14 protein-coding genes are annotated in these 13,880 nt (G+C 59.4%); 8 read left to right on the top strand and 6 right to left on the bottom strand.

All coding sequences use genetic code 11. From position 1 onward, the window contains the following. Nucleotides 1–202: 202 nt before the first annotated feature. Nucleotides 203–3,112: an excinuclease ABC subunit UvrA gene (gene uvrA, locus NW804_RS09230; protein ID WP_414423389.1), complete on the top strand. Its 2,910-nt coding sequence runs from the start codon at nucleotides 203–205 to the stop codon at nucleotides 3,110–3,112. Nucleotides 3,113–3,153: 41 nt separating this feature from the next. On the opposite strand, the gene hemW is transcribed toward uvrA, so the two are convergent. Next, nucleotides 3,154–4,347, bottom strand: a complete 1,194-nt coding sequence (gene hemW / locus NW804_RS09225; protein WP_414423388.1) for a radical SAM family heme chaperone HemW — start codon at nucleotides 4,345–4,347, stop codon at nucleotides 3,154–3,156. 35 nt (nucleotides 4,348–4,382) lie between these two features. On the opposite strand from hemW, the gene hisH reads away from it, so the two are divergent. Both hisH and NW804_RS09215 read left to right on the top strand, forming a co-directional pair. Next, nucleotides 4,383–5,027, top strand: coding sequence for an imidazole glycerol phosphate synthase subunit HisH (hisH, locus tag NW804_RS09220; RefSeq protein WP_414423387.1), 645 nt, complete (start codon nucleotides 4,383–4,385; stop codon nucleotides 5,025–5,027). A gap of 22 nt (nucleotides 5,028–5,049) precedes the next feature. Further along, nucleotides 5,050–5,511 carry an EVE domain-containing protein gene (locus NW804_RS09215; RefSeq protein ID WP_414396766.1) on the top strand — a complete coding sequence of 154 codons (462 nt, stop codon included), beginning with the start codon at nucleotides 5,050–5,052 and terminating at the stop codon, nucleotides 5,509–5,511. Between the two features lie 69 nt (nucleotides 5,512–5,580). Here NW804_RS09215 and surE read toward each other — a convergent pair whose 3' ends face one another. Next, nucleotides 5,581–6,360, bottom strand: coding sequence for a 5'/3'-nucleotidase SurE (surE, locus tag NW804_RS09210; protein ID WP_414420112.1), 780 nt, complete (start codon nucleotides 6,358–6,360; stop codon nucleotides 5,581–5,583). Nucleotides 6,361–6,684: 324 nt separating this feature from the next. Between surE and NW804_RS09205 the strand changes: the two genes are divergently transcribed. Both NW804_RS09205 and NW804_RS09200 read left to right on the top strand, forming a co-directional pair. Beyond that, the gene (locus NW804_RS09205) at nucleotides 6,685–7,350 is read left to right on the top strand and encodes a Crp/Fnr family transcriptional regulator (protein WP_414423386.1); all 666 of its coding nucleotides are present in this window, start codon (nucleotides 6,685–6,687) and stop codon (nucleotides 7,348–7,350) included. A 3-nt stretch (nucleotides 7,351–7,353) separates the two neighbouring features. Next, nucleotides 7,354–8,223, top strand: coding sequence for an alpha/beta fold hydrolase (locus NW804_RS09200; RefSeq protein ID WP_414423385.1), 870 nt, complete (start codon nucleotides 7,354–7,356; stop codon nucleotides 8,221–8,223). Here the strand turns inward: NW804_RS09200 and NW804_RS09195 are convergent. After that, nucleotides 8,163–8,765 (bottom strand): Ycf51 family protein, encoded by a 603-nt coding sequence (locus NW804_RS09195; RefSeq protein WP_240531002.1) that lies wholly within the window; start codon nucleotides 8,763–8,765, stop codon nucleotides 8,163–8,165. The genes NW804_RS09200 and NW804_RS09195 overlap by 61 nt on opposite strands. A gap of 150 nt (nucleotides 8,766–8,915) precedes the next feature. Here NW804_RS09195 and NW804_RS09190 point away from each other — a divergent pair, with 150 nt between their 5' ends. From NW804_RS09190 to NW804_RS09180, 3 genes are all read left to right on the top strand, one after another. Next, nucleotides 8,916–9,302, top strand: a complete 387-nt coding sequence (locus tag NW804_RS09190; RefSeq protein WP_414402069.1) for a dynamin family protein — start codon at nucleotides 8,916–8,918, stop codon at nucleotides 9,300–9,302. Then, nucleotides 9,280–10,191, top strand: a complete 912-nt coding sequence (locus tag NW804_RS09185) for a hypothetical protein (protein ID WP_414423384.1) — start codon at nucleotides 9,280–9,282, stop codon at nucleotides 10,189–10,191. Before NW804_RS09190 ends, NW804_RS09185 begins: the two co-directional genes overlap by 23 nt. A gap of 113 nt (nucleotides 10,192–10,304) precedes the next feature. Next, nucleotides 10,305–10,682, top strand: coding sequence for a hypothetical protein (locus NW804_RS09180; RefSeq protein WP_414423383.1), 378 nt, complete (start codon nucleotides 10,305–10,307; stop codon nucleotides 10,680–10,682). Nucleotides 10,683–10,687: 5 nt separating this feature from the next. Here NW804_RS09180 and NW804_RS09175 read toward each other — a convergent pair whose 3' ends face one another. The 3 genes from NW804_RS09175 to NW804_RS09165 all read right to left on the bottom strand — a co-directional run. Beyond that, nucleotides 10,688–11,812 carry an FtsW/RodA/SpoVE family cell cycle protein gene (locus tag NW804_RS09175; RefSeq protein WP_414423382.1) on the bottom strand — a complete coding sequence of 375 codons (1,125 nt, stop codon included), beginning with the start codon at nucleotides 11,810–11,812 and terminating at the stop codon, nucleotides 10,688–10,690. Then, entirely contained in the window at nucleotides 11,757–13,166 is a 1,410-nt protein-coding gene (gene murD / locus NW804_RS09170) for a UDP-N-acetylmuramoyl-L-alanine--D-glutamate ligase (RefSeq protein WP_414423381.1), read from the bottom strand. The genes NW804_RS09175 and murD overlap by 56 nt, the downstream gene beginning before the upstream one ends. Before the next feature lie 75 nt (nucleotides 13,167–13,241). Then, on the bottom strand, nucleotides 13,242–13,880 hold a 639-nt coding region (locus NW804_RS09165), incomplete at its 5' end, for a type 1 glutamine amidotransferase (RefSeq protein ID WP_414423380.1).

Genomic DNA, 13,880 nt, shown 5'->3' with positions numbered 1-13,880 from the left:
GGTTGCTTTGGGATCCCTCAAGTGGCCCTTCCAAGATAGCCAAGTCTTTTTCCTTCTCCTGCCCACGATAGACCCAGCTGGCTGGTACCCCTTCTCGATTGGAGAAGACAGACCTCTGCCGCGGCACTAGAAGGCACTAGAATCGTTAATGTTCCTTAACTTTCGTTGTTTTTCGACCTGCGCTGCGCACAGAGGGGACGAGATGTCCGGCCAGAACGAAATCCACGTAGTGGGGGCGCGGCAGCACAACCTCAAGAACATCGAGCTGCGGATCCCGCGCAATCGCCTGGTGGTGTTTACGGGCGTCTCCGGGTCCGGCAAATCTTCGCTGGCTTTCGACACCATTTTTGCCGAGGGGCAGCGGCGCTATGTGGAGTCCCTCAGTGCCTATGCGCGGCAATTTCTAGGGCAACTGGACAAGCCGGATGTGGATCGCATCGAGGGCTTGAGCCCGGCCATTGCCATCGACCAAAAGTCCACCAGCCACAACCCCCGCTCCACGGTGGGCACCGTTACCGAGATCTACGACTACCTGCGGCTGCTCTACGGGCGGGCTGGGATCCCGCACTGCCCCCATTGCGACCGGGTGATCGCTCCCCAGACGGTGGATCAAATGGTGGATCAGATCCTGGCCTTGCCGGATCGGACGCGCTTTCAGCTGCTTGCGCCTGTGGTGAGGGGGAAAAAGGGCACCCACGCAGCGCTCCTGCAAAGCCTGCGCCAGCAGGGATTTGTGCGGGTGCGTGTCGACGGCCAGGTATGGGATCTCAGCGAAGAGATCACCTTGGACAAAAACAAGACCCACACTATCGAGGTGGTGGTGGATCGGCTGGTCAAGGGCCCCGACATTGCAGAGCGGCTGGCCGATTCCCTGACCACCTGTCTGCGCCAGTCGGGGGGACTGGCGGTAGTGGAGCTCTTGCCCCGCGAGGAGGAGCGGGAACATCTGTTGCAAAAAGTAGCCGAGGTGGCGGGGCAGTACCTCAACGGCAAGCCGACGGAGCTGATCTTCTCTGAGCAATTTGCCTGCCCCGAACATGGCTCGGTGCTGAGCGAGCTGTCGCCGCGGCTATTTTCCTTCAACTCGCCCGTTGGCGCCTGTCCTGTCTGTCACGGCTTGGGCTTTGAGCCCATCTTCGACCCCGACCGCATTGTGCCCGATCCCAAACTTCCCCTCTACGCGGCCATCGCACCCTGGGCCGAGCGGGAGAACCCCTACTACCTGGGGTTGCTGGCAGGGGTCGCCAAGGCCTTTGGCTTTGACCTCAGCAGCCGCTGGTGCGACCTCACTCCCGAGCAGCAGCAAATCCTCCTCTACGGCACCGACCAGGAGATCTACGTTGAGGCAGAATCCCCCTACCGGGGCCGGGGCTACTACCGTCGCTACGAAGGGGTGATCCCGCAGTTGCAGCGGCACTACCAAGAAACCACCTCCGAGACCTACCGGCAAAAGCTGGAAACCTACCTCACCTACCGCCCCTGTGCGGCCTGTGGGGGGGCTCGCCTTCGCCCTGAGGCCCTGGCAGTGCGCGTCGGCGGCTACCGTATCACCGATCTCACCGAGGTCTCTATCCGGGAGTGCCTACACCGCTTAGAGCATTTGAAGCTCACCCCTCGCCAGGCGCAGATTGCCGAGCTGGTGCTGCGGGAGATCAAAACCCGGCTGCAGTTTTTGATCGACGTGGGCCTTGACTACCTCACCTTGGCCCGCCCGGCCATGACCCTTTCGGGGGGTGAAGCGCAGCGGATCCGGCTGGCTAGCCAGATTGGCTCTGGCCTGGCGGGCGTGCTCTATGTGCTGGACGAACCCTCCATTGGCTTGCACCAGCGGGATAACCGCCGCCTCTTGCAGACCCTGTTTCGCCTACGGGATCTGGGCAACACCCTAATCGTGGTGGAGCACGACGAGGAAACCATCCGCGCCGCCGACCACATTGTGGACATTGGCCCTGGAGCTGGCATCCACGGAGGAGAAGTGGTGGCCCAAGGGTCTCTAGCCGACATCCTGGCCTGCGAGCGCTCCATGACGGGAGCTTACCTTTCGGGGCGGAGGCGGATCCCTACCCCTGCCCAGCGCCGACCGGGGAAAGGGGTTGCCCTCAAGCTCACCAATGCCCACAAAAACAACCTCAAGCACATCGATGTGGAGATCCCCCTGGGCAAGCTGGTCTGTGTTACGGGGGTCTCCGGCTCCGGCAAGTCCACCTTAGTCAACGAACTGCTCTACCCCGCCCTGCAACACTACCTCGGCCAGAAGGTGCCCAAGCCGGCGGAAATGGGGGAGTTACACGGCATTGAACACATCGACAAGGTTATTGTCATCGACCAATCCCCCATTGGCCGCACTCCTCGCTCCAACCCTGCCACCTACACGGGTCTGTTTGATCCCATCCGCCAAGCCTTTGCCCAGACTCGGGACGCCAAAGCCAGAGGCTATCCAGCTGGCCACTTCTCCTTCAACGTCAAGGGCGGGCGCTGCGAAGCCTGCAAAGGGCAAGGGGTGAACGTGATTGAGATGAATTTCCTGCCCGATGTGTATGTTACCTGCGAAGTCTGTGGCGGCAAGCGCTACAGCCGCGAGACCCTCCAGGTCAAGTACAAGGGCAAAAACATCGCCGAAGTCCTGGATATGACGGTGGGAGAGGCGCTGGAGTTTTTCGCTGCCCTGCCCCCTGCGGCCAAGATCCTGCAGACCCTGGCCGATGTGGGCCTCGACTACATCAAGCTGGGTCAGCCGGCTCCAACCCTCTCGGGTGGGGAAGCGCAGCGGGTGAAGCTGGCCGCAGAACTGGCCCGCCGCTCCACCGGCAAAACCCTTTATCTATTGGATGAACCCTCCACCGGCCTGTCGTTTTACGATGTTCACAAACTTTTGAACGTCCTGCAGCGGCTGGTGGATGCGGGCAACACCGTGCTGGTGATCGAGCACAACCTGGACATTCTCCGCTGTGCCGACTGGATCATCGACTTAGGGCCGGAAGGGGGCGACCAGGGCGGCCAAATTGTTGCCGTCGGCACCCCGGAAGAAGTAGCCGAACACCCGGGATCCCATACGGGGCGGTACCTGAAGCAGGTTTTGCAGCAACACCCCCCAGCCCCTGAGCTGCCTTAGCTTCGGCTGGGAGTCTGCCTCCACTCGGCCTTCGGCCAACTTCAAAACAACAGCTCTTCAATAATCTCGTTGGAAAACAGCCAGCCCTCGGGCGGGACTAGCCGTAGCCGTCCCCCTTCGCAACTGGCCCAACCTTTTTCAAAGTAGGGATCCAGCCTCTGCAGAGCCTGCTCCACCCTCCTGCTGCCAAAGCGCTCCTGTAAAGTTGCCAAATCCAGCCCTTCCTGGAGGCGCAGCCCCAACATCACCGTATCCATCCAGATTTCTTCTAGAGAGGCTGGCGGCGGGAGGGGGTGAACTTGGGCTTTGACCTGTTCAAAATACTTGTGGAGAGTCCTCGGCTGGTGAATGCGCCGCCCCCCTTCGTAGCCGACAGATCCCATGCCAAAGCCAAAGTAGGGGCGATTTTCCCAGTACACCCGGTTGTGGCGACAGGCATACCCAGGGCGGGCAAAATTGGAGATCTCGTAGTGGATATAGCCTGCCTGGGTGAGGAGACGCCGGGCCATCAAGTACATTTCAACGGTCGCCTCTTCGCTGGGCAGGGGCGCCTCTCCCGGCCGGTACAGCCGGCCAAAGCGAGTTTCGGGCTCGAGGGTGAGATCGTAAACGGAGACGTGGGCCGGGTTGATTTCAAGAACAGCTTGCAGGGACTCCTGCCAATGTTCCAAAGTTTGGTAGGGCAGCCCGAAGATCAAGTCCAGGTTGAAGTTCTCAAAGCCCACCGCCTTCAAGTCGGCCACAGCTTCATAAATTTCTTCCACTCCGTGTAGGCGACCGCAGGCGGCCAGCAGCTCTGCCTGAAACGCCTGGGCTCCCAAGCTAATGCGGTTGACCCCCAGGTCCCGGTAGCCCGCCAACTGCTCCCGCGTCAAGGTGCCGGGGTTGGCCTCAAGCGAAATCTCGCAGTCGGGATGAAACGGGATCCGCTCCCTGAGTTGAGCCAAGATCCGGCCCAATTGCTCCACCGTCAGCAGGGAGGGGGTGCCGCCGCCGAAAAAAATGCTGGTCAAGGGTTGGGGATCCCCGGCCAAATGGCGGTAGCGATAGGCGCCACCGATCTCTTGGCAGAGCACCTGCACATAGGTTTCTATGAGCTCGCGGGTGCCCAGGCCAGTGGCAAAATCGCAGTAGTGGCAGCGCTGCCGACAGAAGGGGATGTGCAGGTAGGCAGCCTTCGGCCAGCCAAGCTGAGCGGAGGGGGTCAGCTCTTCCGTAGGTGCTGCGACTGCCATAGAACCACTCTACTGATAGGCCCTTGAAAGGATCCATGAAAGCCGTGCGCCTGGCGGTGATCGACTATGATGCCGGCAACTTGCATTCAGCTTGCAAAGGGCTGGAGCGGGCCGGGGCCGAGGTGCAGCTAGTAACAGAGCCGGACGGCCTAGAGGCTTTTGATGGCGTCGTCTTGCCGGGAGATGGGGCTTTCGACCCAGCCATGCAGCAGTTGCGGGCGCGGGGCTTTGTGGAAGCCCTCCGAGCGGCAGTGGAGCGGCAGCAGCCCTTCCTGGGCATCTGCCTTGGGCTGCAGGTTTTGTTTGAAAGCAGCGAAGAGGGAAACGAGCCAGGGCTGGGCATCGTGCCAGGACGGGTGCAACGCTTTCGACCAGAGCCAGGCCTGCGCATCCCCCACATGGGCTGGAACCAGTTGCACCTCACCCAGCCCCAGTCTCCCCTTTGGGCAGGGATCCCTGACCAAGCCTGGGTCTATTTTGTCCACTCCTACCATGCAGTGCCCAACGACCCAAGCTGGGTGGTTGCCACCACTCAGCACGGCAGCCAAACCTGTGTGGCCGCCATTGCCCAGGGCGCTGTGTTGGCCACCCAGTTTCACCCGGAAAAGTCCGGCCCGGTTGGTTTGAAGATCTTGCAAAACTTCGTGGACTTTGTGGCCGGATCCCTGGCCCGCACCTAGACCTCGGCTTTTCCTAAGCCCTATGAACTACTGGCTGATGAAATCGGAGCCCAGCGTCTACAGCATCTGGGATCTGCAGCGGGAGGGCCAAACTCTCTGGGACGGCGTGCGCAACTACCAAGCCCGCAACTACCTGAAGGCTATGCAGCCTGGGGATCGCGCCTTTTTCTACCACTCCAACGCCAACCCTCCCGGCATAGCCGGCTTAATGGAGATCGTGGAAACCCAGGTGGTGGATCCCAGCCAGTTTGATCCCACCAGCCCCTACTACGATCCCAAGTCAACCCCTGCAGCTCCCCGCTGGTACACGGTGCGAGTGCAATTCGTTGCTGCCTTTGAGCGCTTGATCCCTTTGGCCCAGTTGCGGGCCACTTTTACCCCTGCAGAGCTAGAGGTGGTGCGGCGGGGCACGCGACTGTCGGTGATGCCCGTTCCCCAGGTCGTGGCAGAACGGCTGCTGGAACTGACAGCCTTTTCCCCCTAGTCCTACGAGGCTAGGGCGAGCCAGCTAGAGGCCTCTTGGCCCCTGGCAAGGGGATCGACTGCCAAAGCTTCAAGAGCCAAAGGTTGAGAGTCCCCAGCGCTGCAGGCTGTCGAAAGCTGCGTAGGCCGTCAGATCTGGCTGCAGGGGCGTAATCGACACGTAGCCCTCGGCAACTGCCCGCACATCAGAGCAGGGATCCACCTCCTCTTCCACCACCTCTCCTGCCAGCCAGTAGTAAGCCTTGCCGCGGGGGTCTACTCGTTTCTCGTAGAGATCTGTGTACTTGCGCCAGGCCAGGCGGGCCAAGACCATGCCGCGTATTTCAGCTAGCCCCAGCGGCGGCACGTTGACGTTCAACAGCATTGGCTTCTCTAGGGGCTTCAGGCTCAGCTTCTCCAGCAGGGTCAGCACCACCTGGGCCGCCGGCTGAAAATCCTGGTGGGTAAAGCTGGCCAGGCTCACTGCCAGGCTGGGGATCCCTTCCAACAGCCCTTCCATGGCTGCTGAGACAGTGCCCGAGTAGAGCACATCGGTGCCCAAGTTGGCCCCCTGGTTGATGCCGGAAATCACCCAGTCAGGACGATGTTGCAGCAAGCCATCCAAACCCAGCTTGACGCAGTCCGAAGGTGTGCCTGAACAGGCCCAAGCTTGCACCTCTGGCGGAAACCCCTCCCGCACCGGCTCCAGCCTTAGAGGCTTGTGCAAGGTTAGGGCATGGCCCGTGGCCGAGCGCTCCCGATCCGGACAGACCACCGTTACCTGGTGCCCGCCTATCTGAGCCAGCGTTGCCGCCAAACACCGCACCCCGGCCGCTTGGATGCCGTCATCGTTGCTGACGAGAATGTTCATCAGTGCCACCCCTCACCCACCCCTGGCCATCCTTCCCTTCGACCAAGCTCGGCTGCCTCCATGATGCCCTCTGCTGCCAAGCCTACAGCCGGCCGGAAGCCAAGACAAAGCCTGAGAAGCGCAGTCTAGCATGTTATCATTGAGCATAGTCTTACGGACAATATCCGTAGAGGTACGGTGTCGTTCAGTAAATTTTGAGGGTCATTATGAAGCTAAGGTAAAGCTAGTCTTCTTCCTCTTGTGGGGGCTGCCAATGGCGTCTTTGGTGGAGGGAAGAGCCCAATGTAGCCCCTGAGGTTGCCCAATCGACAGGAAGTCTATCCCATGTCCCTAGTTTCCATTGCATCGGCAACAGAAGCTCAGGAGTGGCGAGAACTCTGCCAGTGGGCTGAGGAGCACTACCGCTCTCGCACCTTTCCCAAAGATGTGCGCATCCCCACCCGTCCGGGACTGGTGTATATCCCCCAGGAGGGGGTGGTGCGCCTGGTCAGCCAAACGCCAGAGCGGCGGGAAGTTTTTGTTGGGTTTATCACACCTGGCGTGCCCTTTGAGGTGAGCCACCCAGAGCGCTTTGAGCTAAAAGCCTGTACCCACGTCGATCGCACCACGGTGATGTGGTTTTACTGGAAGGATTTAGAACAGTGGCCCTATCTGCACCAGAAGATTCAGGAAAGCTTCCGCCAGCAACTCCAGCGCAAGTTGCTCTGGCTAGGCAACCTGGGCCAGCGTCGAGCCATTGACCGCCTCAGGGGGTTTCTAAGCCTGTTGATCGAGGAGTACGGCCAGCCCTGCGACCAGGGGATGTACCTCCCCTGGACTCTAACCCACGCCCAGATTGGGGATGCCATTGGCGCTACCCGCGTGACGGTAACCCGCCTGCTGGGATCCCTGCGCTCGAAGGGGTTTGTGCAGATCCTGGATCAGAACCTGATCTGCATTCCTAATGGGGTGAAGCTGCAGCCGACGCCGAAAAAGGTGGCCAGCGCTTAAGCTATGGGCCTACAGCTTTACTACCGGGCCTGGGGAGAAGGGATCCCTTCCCTGCCCATCTTGCTGCTCCACGGCCATCCCGGCAATGCCGACTGCATGGAAGTTTTTGCCGAGGCGGTGGCTGGGATGCACCCCTGCGTAGCCCCAGATCTGCGCGGCTACGGGCGTTCGCAAGTACGGGATCCCTTTGAGATGTCGGCCCACCTGGAGGACTTGCAGGAGCTGCTGGATCGCCTGGGCTGGCAGGAGTGTCTGCTACTGGGCTGGTCTTTGGGCGGGATCCTAGCCCTAGAGTTGGCTTTGCGCCTACCCCAGCGGGTCAAAGGCTTGATCCTAGTGGCCAGCGCTGCCTGTCCCCGCAGCAACCATCCCCCTACCGATTTTTGGGATCAGCTCAACACCGGCATTGCTTCGCTGCTCAACTGGCTTTGGCCCGGCTGGAGTTGGAACATCAACACCTTTGGCCGCCGCTCTCTCTACCGCTACCTAATCCAGAGACATACCCCGAGAACCTATCGCTACCTGGCCCAGGCAGCTTTGCCGGCTTACCTGCATACCTCTCCTCAGGCTCGCCAAGCCCTACGCGCTGCCCTTCGACAGGGCTACAACCGCGAGGGAGAGCTGCACCGCCTGCACCTGCCGGTTTTGATTCTGGCTGCGGAGCAGGATTGCCACATCACTGTTGCCAGCAGCCTAGCCACGGCCCGCCTTCTCCCTCAGTGCACCTGCATTGTCTATCCCAACGTGGCTCACCTCTTTCCCTGGGAGATCCCTGAGCAAGTAGGGCAAGATCTGCGCCGCTGGCTGAGGGCTCAGGACTGGGCCAGGGGAGGCTCTTGCAAAGTCCCCTCAGAGGGCGGGGCGGCCTCCTGAGCTTGGGCTAACCTACGCAGCCGAGCAAAGGCCTCTTCCTCCAGGTGGATTTGCTGCTGCTGTTGTTCTTCCGGGGTGCGCAGGCGTTTCCCCAAAGGCTGTTGCAGCGTGCCCAAAAGTAAGGGCTCAGAGACTCCCGGCTCGGGGTGGATGACAGTGCGGGCCTGCAGGGTAAATACCGGCGAGCCGGTAGAGAAACGACCAGAGGAGGCCAGATCGCTAGCTGCCTGCTTCAGCGTAAGGATCAGTTGCTCCGGGGTAATATCTGGGCTAACGGCAATGACCGCCCGCTCCGCCCCTTGGTCATAGACAGTGGTGTAGGGAGCAGCCCCGGGGATGCGGGAGCGGAAAATGGGCCCTAGGCTCAGAGCAAAACAGCCTGCCGTTAGGACCAAGGTAAAGGCCGTGTAGCCCACTAGCGAAAACTTCCAAGGCCAGTTGCGTATCCAGGCCAGCAGAGTGAGCAGCGCCAGGAAGACCGCTACTCCCAGCCCCACCTGGCTGGCAGAGGCGAAGAAAGATTGCAAAGAGCCATCCATCATTCGCAAACTACCTCTTGTTGACCCCAGAACTGCCGGCGGCTATGTGCATTTTAGAGCCATTTCTTTATGCTACTAAATCAGCATTGCTGGCAAGAAGGACGCTGAAAAAATGCGAAGAAAACGAACCACGGTACTGGCGAAAGGACTATAATGACTATAATGCCGGCGAAGCGGCTTGAGAGCTGTCGGCATTCATCTTCAACTCTATCTGAAGGAGCGCATCACAGGCTTGATTCTACGGATCCCTCGGTAGCCCTGCGGATCGCAAGAGAGTCACTGTTCACCCTTGGCAACCTCACTGCCGGGATCCTCAGCGAATACCACGACGTCATTAGCAGCTCTGTGCTGCTGGAAAAGCTGCAGGCCTTTCGGGTTGTCTACGAAGAGGCTGTTGCCCGCCTACAGAAGCCCTCCTTCCGGATTGCCACCATTGGCACCACCTCTTCGGGTAAATCCACTATTGTGAACGCCCTCATTGGCCGGAAAATCGCGCCTATTGAGGCCCAGGAGATGAGTGCCGGGATTCCTGCGGATTAGGCACAGCGAGCGGAGCAGGCTAGTTATCCACAATACCGAAGGAGCTACCTGGGAATGCGGCACGTGGGAAGACCTGAGGGACGAAGAAATCTACAGCCGGCTCAAGCTGACGATGGAGGCCTACCACCAAGAGCGGCGAAAGAAGAGGAAGAAGAGGGATGAAGCGGAGGTGGGCATCCCTCAGGTAGACGTTGAGTGTCCGCTGCTGCCGGTCAGAAATCCTTTTCTGTTAGGCCTGCCTGAGGGCTTACAGGTCGAGATTTATGACTTGCCTGGCCTAAACTCAATTCAAGATAGAACAAGCCTTAGGATTATCCAAGAGCATGTCAGCAAGTGCTTTAGCTTTGTTGCACTGGATTACTCTCAGACAGATTGGCAAGGACGGGAAACTCTCTTGAGAGAGCTAAAGGATGTCGTAGAGTTTCTCAGAGGTCAAACCAGTTTGATGGTCTTCTTGCTCAACAGGGTTGACATGCGGAATCAAACCGACAACCCCCTAGAGCAAAGGATCGAGGAGCTGAGGGAGGAAATTCAGGAGATTCTGGCTCTTCCAGAGCCACCTTGCATCGTTCCTCTTTCTGCTATTGCACTCTTTTATGCTCAATGTGCCTGGGGAGCTAACTCTTCTGAAGCATCGGATGTAGATCTCAGTACCAGGCGGTGGATGGTCAGTTCTCTTTTTAAAGACTGCTATAACTTCATTAAAGCCTCTGCGAGAGGTGATAAGGAGCTGAGGTCGTGGCTACTTAACCTCGAGAACAGCATCGAGGAAGGACAGGAAATATCCGAATTTTTTTCTCTGACCAAGCCCATCAGATCCCTGTTGAGCGCCAGGCCTACTGCCTATTGCTCAGCGATATTGCTCTCAAGGGTTGGGCAGTTTCCCTAGCGGCGGAATCCCAGCTTCTGCTTAAACATGGGTACCTTCAAGATGCTGTTGATGTCCTAAACTTCGAGGTCCCTCGTTTCCGGGAACTGAGCGAAAGGTGGTGTGCAGCTCTCTTGCCAGCAGATCGGCCTCAGCTCTGGACAGCCTATACGTACAAGGCTTCTGGCTTCGCTGGCCGCATCTCTAGCGAACGCATCCAGCGCATTGCTCGTCTTTCCCCATTTGATCGAGGGCTTACGCCAGAGCAGGTCTTTCTCAGAGAAAAGAATCTTTCCGTCGAGTTTCAGATGACCTATTTCCAGGAGTTGGACAAGTCTTGGTACCTTTCCCAAGCTGCTTTAGCCGAATACCTAGATACCCTCAGCGAGCTCACCGAGCGCCTTGAAGGTCTCCAGTCTTTTGCTCGCCTCTGTCGAGAGCTTAACCAAGCGGATCCGTACCGATTGATCCCATCTGAACCCAAAAGTCTCTATCTACTGGCTGCCGAGTAAAATGGTCAGCCGACCTCGCGGGCAGCGCGCACCAGCAGTCCCGCTATGATCAGCGCCGAGAGAATCGAGCTACCCCCGTAGCTCACTAGAGGCAGGGGCACCCCTGTAGTTGGCAGCATCCCGCTCACCACGCCGATGTTGAGCAAGGCCTGGCCCACCAGGAACATCAGGCAGCCACAGGCCACTAGACGAGTGGGCAGATCTGGGCAGCGCCACATGACTCGCAAGCTCACCCAGGTATAGGAGCCCAACAGCACCAGGAAGAAGAGGGATCCCACTAGGCCAAACTCCTCCGCATAGACCGCAAAGATGAAGTCCGTGTACTGGATGGGCAAGTAGAACAGCTTTTGTTGAGAAAGACCGTAGCCTTTGCCCCACCACCCCCCTGAGCCAATAGCCAAGAGGCTTTGCACCAACTGGTAGCCATCTCCTCGGGCATTGCCCCAGGGATCCAAAAAAGCCAGGATGCGCCGCCGTTGGTAGTCTTTGCTGAGGATGCTCACCACTGCTGCTAGCGTCCCCAGGCCTGCCGTAGCCAAAAGGGCGAAGAGGGGGACCCCAGCCGTCCAGGCCATAACCCAGAGAGTAAGACCGCAGATGGCAGTGGTGCCCAAGTTGGGCTGGGTGAGGATCCCCAGCAGCCCCAAAGCAAAGAGCCCAACCCAGACTCTACGAAACCAGCGGGGATGCTCGAACCAACGGCCAAACACCCAAGCTCCCTGGAGCACCAGCAGGGGCTTGAGCAGTTCCGAAGGCTGGATGACAGGGATCACCTTCAAATCCAGCCAGCGACTGGCATCCAGGCGGGAAACCCCTAGCCCCGGCACCTGGGTAGCCCAGACCAAGCCAATGCCCAGCAGGCAGAGGATCCCGGCCCAGGGGAACCAGCGCTGCAAGGGGATACGCACCAAGAGGGTGAAGCAGGCCAGCCCCAGCCCCGCCCAAAGCAACTGGCGCTTAAAAAAGTAGAGGCCATCGCCGGTAGTCTGCTGCGCCACCGGGTAGGAGGCCGAAAACAATACCGCCAGCCCTATCCCCAGCCAGACCAGCGTCAGCCAACGCAGCCAGCGCGCTTCAGCGTTCCAGGAATCCCACCAGGGCTTGGCAGCAGGCTCGAAAGTGGTGGCCACGGTGCTCGAAACTGGGGTACTGGTCGAAGCTGGCACAAGCAGGCGACAGTAAAACGGTGATGGGCTGAGCTGGATTGGCTAGAGCTTGCGCTAGGGAGCAGGCAGCTGCAAAGGCCCTTTCCACCGCCATATCTAGGGTCGGCAGGATCTCGACGTCAGTATAGCGGATTTCCTGAAGGGCCTTGGCCAGCTTAGGAGCGGCCTCCCCAATGAGCAACACGCGGGCCACCTTGGCCTGAATAAGCCGCAGCCAGGCCGAGGGATCCCCCTGTTTGGCCCTTCCCCCGGCAATGAGGATAATGGGCGGGGAGAGGGCGTTGAGCGCGACCCAGCCGGCCTCGTAGTTGGTGGCCTTGCTGTCGTTGACAAAGCGGATGGGGGTAGATCCCACCTGGATTTGGGCCACCCGTTCCAGCCGATGGGGCATGCCGGCAAAAGAGCGGATGGCGGCTTGAAGGGCAGCGTTGGGGATCCCGGCTAGATGAGCAGCCGCTGCTGCCAAGAGCAAGTTTTGCAAGTTGTGTGAGCCAGGGCAGCGCTCGGCAAAGTCCTCCAGCTCCGCCACCGCCTCCCCCTGGATGTAAAGCGTGCTCCCTCGCAGGAAGACATCCGCTTGTGGATCCTGCAGCGAAACCCAGTAGGTCTTTTCCCAGTCTCGCCGCCGGCGAAAGAGGTAGGGGTCCTCGCCATTGACCACCCGCCACTGGGCCCGCTCCAGTAGCCGCGCCTTAAAGCTGGCATAGCGCTCCAGCGTGCCGTGCCGCTCTAGGTGATCTGGGGTGAAAGTTGTCCACACTCCAATGCGGGGTGGGCTGCCAGGGGAGCTCTTCATCAGGCGGCTGCTGGCCTCCAGTTGGTAGCTGCTCAGCTCTGCCACGATCCAATCTGGCCGACGCTGCCCTTGCCAAGTCTCCAGAGCCACTTGGGACAGGGGCAAGCCAATGTTGCCGCAAGGGATCCCTTCCAGCCCCGCCGCCTTGAACATCTCCGCCACCAGGGCCGTGGTGGTGCTTTTGCCGTTGGTGCCCGTGATCCCCACCCAAGGCAGATGCTCTAGGAACTGCCAGGCCAGCTCCGCCTCTCCCAACACCTCGATCCCTTGCCGACGTGCCTCTTGCAGCAGCGGGTGATCCCAGGCAACGCCGGGGCTAACCACCACCTGCTCCACCCCTGGCAGCAGTTGAAAAGGCTGGCCCAAGTGGACAGAGATCCCCTCTCGTTCCAGATCCGCCTGCCGTTGCCGCAAGATCTCCGAGTCCTGCTCGTCCCAGACCCAAACCTCTTTTCCTTGCGCTCGCAGCAGCCGTGCAGCCGACCGACCTGCAATCCCCAGTCCTAAAACTTGATGGCCCACGTCTATTTCCTTGGCAACTTTGGCCTTCAGATCCGCATCTTACGAACTAGCTGCCCTCTAGAGCGTGGCACTGGGCTAGGGATTGCAACGACAGAGAAAGGAGAGGACCTCGCCCATTAGACAGTTTATGGCTTGGTACTTCTCAGGGGAGGCTGAGAGGATTTCTGCCTCTGACTGCACATAGGTAGATGGCAATAGTTCGTCGCGGCAGTTGGAGACAAGCCCTTGCACCAGTTCTGGCGTGGTTTCCAAGTGAAACTGGAGGCCGATCACTGAGCGTCCAAGCTGAAAGGCCTGATTCTCACAGCCTTCGCTTTTGGCAAGGTGAATTGCACCGGGCGGCAGCTCGAAAGTTTCCCCGTGCCAGTGAAAAACCTCAATCGAAGGCGGGAAGCGAAAGGACAGCTCGTTAGCCGGTTGGATCCCTTGCACCGGCCACCAGCCTATTTCCTTGACAGGATTGGGAAACACCCGAGCCCCCATTGCGCTGGCAATCAGTTGCGCCCCCAGACAGATGCCCAAAATAGACTTGCCAGCCTCGATAGCATTGCGGATGAACTCTTTCTCCTGGCCCAGCCAAGGAAACGTGCTTTCGTCATTGGCACTCATAGGGCCACCCATGACGATGAGCATGTCAAATTCATCCAGGCTCGGCAATCTCGTCGATTCAAAAAACTTTGTGCCTGTTACAGGGTATCCCTTGGCTCTAAGCCA

It is taken from the genome of Synechococcus sp. WC10meta (genome assembly GCF_047461475.1).
This window is presented reverse-complemented; position numbering and strand designations above follow the sequence as displayed.